This is a genomic window from Clostridium sp. UBA1652 (assembly GCF_002320975.1).
Taxonomy (GTDB): Bacteria; Bacillota; Clostridia; order Clostridiales; family Clostridiaceae; genus Clostridium_T; species Clostridium_T intestinale.
On the sequence record NZ_DCLI01000021.1, the window covers coordinates 80,327 to 86,712 of the forward strand.

5 protein-coding genes are annotated in these 6,386 nt (G+C 31.3%); 1 reads left to right on the top strand and 4 read right to left on the bottom strand.

What is annotated here, in order from left to right:
* Positions 1-4 precede the first annotated feature (4 nt).
* The 3 genes from B3N22_RS03535 to B3N22_RS03545 all read right to left on the bottom strand — a co-directional run bounded on the left by B3N22_RS03535 (position 5) and on the right by B3N22_RS03545 (position 3,607).
* The gene (locus tag B3N22_RS03535; RefSeq protein WP_286904907.1) at positions 5-703 is read right to left on the bottom strand and encodes a TVP38/TMEM64 family protein; all 699 of its coding nucleotides are present in this window, start codon (positions 701-703) and stop codon (positions 5-7) included.
* 125 nt (positions 704-828) lie between these two features.
* A complete protein-coding gene (locus B3N22_RS03540) occupies positions 829-2,319 on the bottom strand; it encodes a 4Fe-4S dicluster domain-containing protein (protein ID WP_181601523.1) in 1,491 nt (496 codons plus the stop codon).
* A 388-nt stretch (positions 2,320-2,707) separates the two neighbouring features.
* Complete coding sequence (locus B3N22_RS03545; protein ID WP_286904911.1) at positions 2,708-3,607, bottom strand: DNA-3-methyladenine glycosylase family protein; 900 nt, start codon at positions 3,605-3,607, stop codon at positions 2,708-2,710.
* Positions 3,608-3,845: 238 nt separating this feature from the next.
* On the opposite strand from B3N22_RS03545, the gene B3N22_RS03550 reads away from it, so the two are divergent.
* Positions 3,846-4,895 (top strand): bifunctional transcriptional activator/DNA repair enzyme AdaA, encoded by a 1,050-nt coding sequence (locus B3N22_RS03550; protein ID WP_286904913.1) that lies wholly within the window; start codon positions 3,846-3,848, stop codon positions 4,893-4,895.
* A 645-nt stretch (positions 4,896-5,540) separates the two neighbouring features.
* On the opposite strand, the gene B3N22_RS03555 is transcribed toward B3N22_RS03550, so the two are convergent.
* On the bottom strand, positions 5,541-6,386 hold an 846-nt coding region (locus B3N22_RS03555), incomplete at its 5' end, for an FAD-dependent oxidoreductase (protein WP_286904915.1).

Sequence of the window (6,386 nt, forward strand, 5' to 3'; positions counted from 1 at the left end):
CGCCTTAATCGTCAATTGAGGAAATTATCTTTTTCCCTGTTATTATACTTATTACAATAACTATTACACTTATAATAGCTATTATAGCAAGTAATTTCCAATTATCAAAGGATAACTTATATCCAAAAAAACTGGACACAAAAAGGGCCGGTATTCTAGCTATGGATGAATATATTATAAAATCTTTATACTTTATCTCTGAAACTCCACAAATATAGCCCAATATATCTTTAGGTATTCCCGGAATTAAATATGTAAAAAAAACTATTTTCCTAAGTTTTTTATCTCTTTTAGGATGTTCCTTCAATTTTTCAAGCTTATGTATTATCCAGGTATCTTTCTCTGATACAAGTTTATTTACAAAGGGTTTACCCAATTTTCGCGATATAAAAAAGACAATAGATGTTCCTAAACAAATCCCCAAAAAAGACAATAAAAATCCTCTTATAGGACCAAATATAAATCCTGCACTTATCTGCATTATATCTCCAGGTATAAAGAATATAACAATCTGAACTATCTGAAGTGCAATATAGATTATAAAGCTATAGTTTCCATATCCTAATATAATTCCTTTAATACTTTCAATATCTTTAAATACCAAAACTATTTTAGAATAATATTGAATCATTAGCACAATAGCTGCAATAATCACTGGAATTAAAAGCAATTTAATTTTTTGTTTTTTAATAAATTCTTTCATATATATCATCCCTTAAAACCTTATTTAGATAATTATATAAATAAATAATCTATAAAGAAAGAGCCTGTTTATTACAAGCTCCTTAATTATTTCTTAATTATTATTCTATCCAAATATTGATGATTTTATCTCTCTAAATTAATATTATGAAATTCTTCTATCTTCTCATTAGATAATACTGTTTTTTTGCTTCCTTGTGTATTTAACTTATTAAATACAGTTTTAGCTCTCATTGGAGCTACCATTCTAGCTGCTCCATTTATACAGCCACCTTCACACATCATTCCTTCTATGAAGTTACCATCTAATCTTCCTGCTTTTGCTAACATCATAGCTTTCTTAATCTCAGCTTCTCCACTAACCTTTACAGGTTTAAATTCTATTTCTATTCCTTTTTCTGAAACAAAGTTCTCAATAGCTGAAGTTAATCCTCCATGCACTCCAAAACCTCTTCCAAATATAGATGCATCCTCTACAACCTCAGTTTCACAATTAGCTGGATCTACATCAAAGGCTTCTAAAAGTGCAAATAACTCTTCAAAGGTTAAAACATAATCAACTGCATCAGCTACAGATTCTCTTACAGCTTCACTCTTTTTAGCTGTACAAGGTCCTATAAATACCACCTTAGCTTCTGGATCTTTTTCCTTTATATATCTTCCTGTTGCAACCATTGGAGAAACTGTTCCAGATATTCTTTCAACTTGATCTGGGAATTTCTTTTCTATATAACTTAAGAATCCTGGACAACAGGAGTTAGTCATGTATTTATCTCCATTTTCCATTCTTTCAACAAATTCATTGGATTCATGAACAGTAACAGCATCAGCTCCACATGCAGCTTCAACCATATCCTCAAAACCTAATTTCTTTATAGCATTTTTGATTTGTCCATAAGAAACCTTCATTCCAAATTGACCTGATATTGCTGGTGCTACAACAGCATACATCTTTCTTCCTTTAGCTAATCTTTTAGCAACTGGCGCAATTAAGCTCTTATCTGAAATAGCTCCAAATGGACACGCAGATACACAAGCTCCACAGTTAATACAATCTTCTTCTTTTATTATAGCTCTTCTATCTTCAGTGTTTACTGCTAAAGCTCCTGTTGGGCATGATACCTTACATGGTCTCATAACTTCTGAAATAGCATTATAAGGACACGCTGACTTACATCTTCCACACTCTTTACAAGTTTCTTGATTTATATAAGCTCGTCCTCCTACCATAGAAATGGAATTAACTGCACAAGATTCTAAACATCTATGTGCCAAACAATTTCTACATTGATCTGTAACTGTATATCTATTAATTGGGCATCTATCACAAGCAGCCTCTATAACATAAATTATCTGTTCATTTGGTCGTATGTCTATTAATTCACAATTTATCTTATCTCCATCTGCTAAATATCCTGCTGCTAATTTTGCTCTTTCAGCAACTATAGCTCTTTCCTTATATACACAACATCTGTATCTGGGCGTTTCATCTGTTATTATTTCATAAGGTATTTTTTCTAATTCTTCTTGATTTAGCCTATTTTCCTTAGCTAAAATTGCAACATTTTTTAATACTTCATGTTTCAATTTATTAAGTTGGGTTTCAAACTGGAACATTCTAACACTCTCCCATTTTTTAATATTACTTTATAATTATACCACATTTCATGTTAAAATAATAACAAACTTCGACTTATAGAAACTTTCTTAATGTGCCAAAATTACCTAAAGTTTATTATATTTTTACTACAGTTAATCCTTTTCATTTTCTATATTATTATCAAATTAAAATTTTTAAGTAAAAGTTTACACTTCTAAGTTTTATTTATTGCGAAATAATATATAATATAAACTTATTTTATTGGAGGTTTTATGAACACTTTTATTTGCGCATTATGTGAAAGAGAAGTTTCAGAACTAACAGAACATCATTTAATGCAATAAAAAAGAGAGTACTCGACCCTCTTTCCAATGTATTACATATACATGTATTACAAATTTTGTATTACAATTTAATATTATTTTCTCTTGCATAATAGAATAGATACTGTTGAGCAAAACCAGAAAGTTCTTTAAATTTATCTCTCGCAAATATTCTTATTTTAGGTAAAGAAACATCTGGTGCTAAATAAAAGTGTTGCATAGCTCTTTTTACCCATACATCAACTGGGAAAGATGAGTATTTTCTCATAGAAAAAAGCATTATACAATCTGCAACTTTTGCTCCAACCCCTTGAAACTTTTGAAGTTCAACATGACACTCATCATCACTTAAATTCTTTATTCTATCTAAACTAAATTCACTATCATTTCCCGCTTCAATAGCCTCATTAACCTTTTCTACAGTATCAACTATATATTTACTTCTAAAAGAAGCTCCTGTATCTCTAATTTCATCTAAGCTTGCTTTTCTAAGCTCACTAGGAGTAGGAAAAGCGTAATAAGTAGTACCTTTATACTCTAATTCTTTTCCCCATCTTTCAGATATCTTCTTAATAGTTTTCATTATTACTGGAATAGAGTTTCTGGCAGATATTATAAAGCTCACTACCAACTCAAATGGATCTTGATTTAATAATCTTATTCCATATCCATATTCAACAGCTTTATTTAAAAGTTCATCCTTAGATAACTCTTCCTTTATACTGCCGTAGTCTCTTTCTAAATCAAAATAATCTATCCATATGCTCTCAAAATCTTCTTTGTTAGTATTATGAATTATAATGGTATCCTCTTTTTGCTCAAGCTCAATTACTTTGCCATAAACAACCCCTATGTAAGTGTTATCTTTAGTCTTTTCCCACCTAAAACATTGGCCACATTCAAAGGTCTGTTTTATATTAAAGTTTCTGCATTCTTTTAAAATCACTTTATCATCTAAAAATTCTGCATTTTTAAAATCCATTTCTCAAACCTTACCTCTCTTAATTCTATATATATATTTAAAATTCTACCTATTTCTTTATTCTTGCATGAAATCACATTAAGTATTCTACAATTTATTATATCATATTATAGCATATTTTGGCTTTTTTAATAAGTACAAAAATACTTGTTAATTTTTCGAAAGATATTTTTATAATTATTCTTTATAATGAATTTATGTAATAATTAAACTATACAAATAGAATGGAGAGAAACATATGATCACTTCAGATGATAAAAAGAAAGAATTTTATAAAGCCTTGTTAGATAAAAACCCTGAGTATGATGGGACTTTTTTTGTTGGCATTAAAACAACAGGAATATTCTGTCATGCAACATGTACGGCAAGAAAACCAAAGTTTGAGAACTGCGAATTTTATTTAACTGCGGAAGAAGCATTATTATCTGGATTTCGTCCATGCAAAATATGTAATCCACTCTCCTATCCAAATAACATCCCTGAAGAAGTAACGCTCTTAATACAAGAGGTTGAAAAAAATCCTGAAAAGAAATGGAAAGAATCAGATTTTCATGAACTTGGAATTCATTCTGCTACAGCAAGAAGAAAATTTAAGGATGTTTACGGTATGACTTTTGTTCAATATGCTCGTTCTAGGAGAATGGGATTAGCCTTTAAACAAATATTAGCTGGAGATAAGGTAATAGATCAGCAATTGTCACTAGGATATGAATCCTCAAGTGGCTTTAACGATGCCTTTACAAAGATCATGGGAAACCCTCCAAAGAAAACTAAGGCTACGCTTATAAATGCTAATATAATCTCAACTCCTATTGGACGAATGATCAGCTTATCTGATGCAAATTATCTATATTTACTAGAATTTATGGATAGAAGAGGCTTAGAGAAAGAAATTGAGAAATTGCGCAATAAACACAATGCTAGAATAATACCTGGACAAACTGAAATTAACAGTAATCTTGAAGAACAATTGAAATTATACTTTCAAAAGAAACTACAAACTTTTTCAATCCCTTTATTCAGAGATGGCTCACCATTTCAAAAACAAGTATGGGAAATCCTTGAGACAATACCTTCCGGTACAACCTGCACCTATCAAGATATTGCTAATAAATTAGGAAACAAAAACTTCGTCAGAGCAGTAGGTAATGCAAATGGCGCAAACCAACTAGCTATTATCATCCCTTGTCATAGAGTAATAAAAACTAATGGCAATTTAGGAGGTTACGCTGGTGGAATTGAACGAAAAAAATACCTATTAGAACTAGAAAAAACCTATGCCCTGTAGAGGCTTCTTCTCTAGCCTCATTAGATTCCTTTTAAGAGCATTTTTGACTCATTTTACGCTATACTTATATACTATTAAATTTGCTCTTGAAAGGATACTAATTTAATGAAATTCCTTTTAACTTCAACATAATACAATATAATTACTATATTATGATATAGCGTTATTACGACATTATGATATTAAGACATTGTGATATTACGCTATTATGACATTATGATATTAAGACATTATGATATTAAGACATTGCGACATTAAGACATTGTGCACTTCTGCCCTGTAGGAGCTTCTTCCCAAGCTCCATTAAACTCCTCTTAAAACTTTAAAATTGAAGTTTTTTCAATAACTTGTGGCAGAAATCCCACCATTTGAATATGATATAGAGTACTATTTTTATTAAAAGGCTAAAAGAATTAGACTGGCGTTGAAAAACGCGCCTACCGAATAGTAGTGCACTTCTGCCCTGTAGAGACTTCTTCCTAAGTCTCATTAAATTCCTTTTCATTATTCAATATTTCGCAAAAAAGTTGATTTATTTTAATTTTTATTAACAAAAACTTTAATTACTGAATATTTTATATATTAGGTGTAGTATTTAAAAAGACTGTAAAACCAACTTTTTAAGTTAGCTCTACAGCCTTATCTTTATTTACTACTTAAATATTCATGGATTCCTTTAGCAGCTCTTTTTCCTGCTCCCATTGCTAGGATTACTGTTGCGGCTCCTGTTACTGCGTCTCCACCTGCATATACTCCGTCTTTTGTTGTTTTTCCTGTTTCTTCTTCAACTACTAGACATCTTCTTTTATTTATTTCTAGTCCTTTTGTTGTTGAAGATATTAGTGGGTTTGGTGATGTTCCTAGAGACATTATTACTGTGTCTAATGGCATTACAAATTCTGAACCTTCTACTTCTACTGGTTTTCTTCTGCCTGAGGCATCAGGTTCGCCTAGTTCCATTCTTATGCACTTCATGCCTGTAACCCAACCTTTTTCGTCTTGTTGTATTTCTACTGGGTTTGTTAGAAGATCAAAGATTATTCCTTCTTCTTTTGCATGGTGTACTTCTTCTACTCTTGCTGGAAGCTCTGCTTCGCTTCTTCTATAGACTATATGAACTTCTGCTCCTAGTCTTAGGGCTGTTCTTGCTGCATCCATTGCAACATTTCCGCCGCCAACTACAGCTACTCTATCTCCAACTCTTATAGGAGTATCGTAACCTTCTTTGAAGGCTTTCATTAGATTGCTTCTTGTTAGGAATTCATTTGCTGATAGTACTCCGTTTGCGTTTTCTCCTGGTATCCCCATAAACTTCGGAAGTCCTGCTCCTGAGCCTACGAATACTGCTTCAAAGCCTTCTTCTTCAAATAGCTGATCTATTGTTATTGTTCTTCCTACGATAACGTTAGTTTCTATTTCTACTCCAAGTTTCTTTACATTTTCTATTTCTGTTTTTACTACTGTTTCCTTTGGTAGTCTAAACTCTGGTAT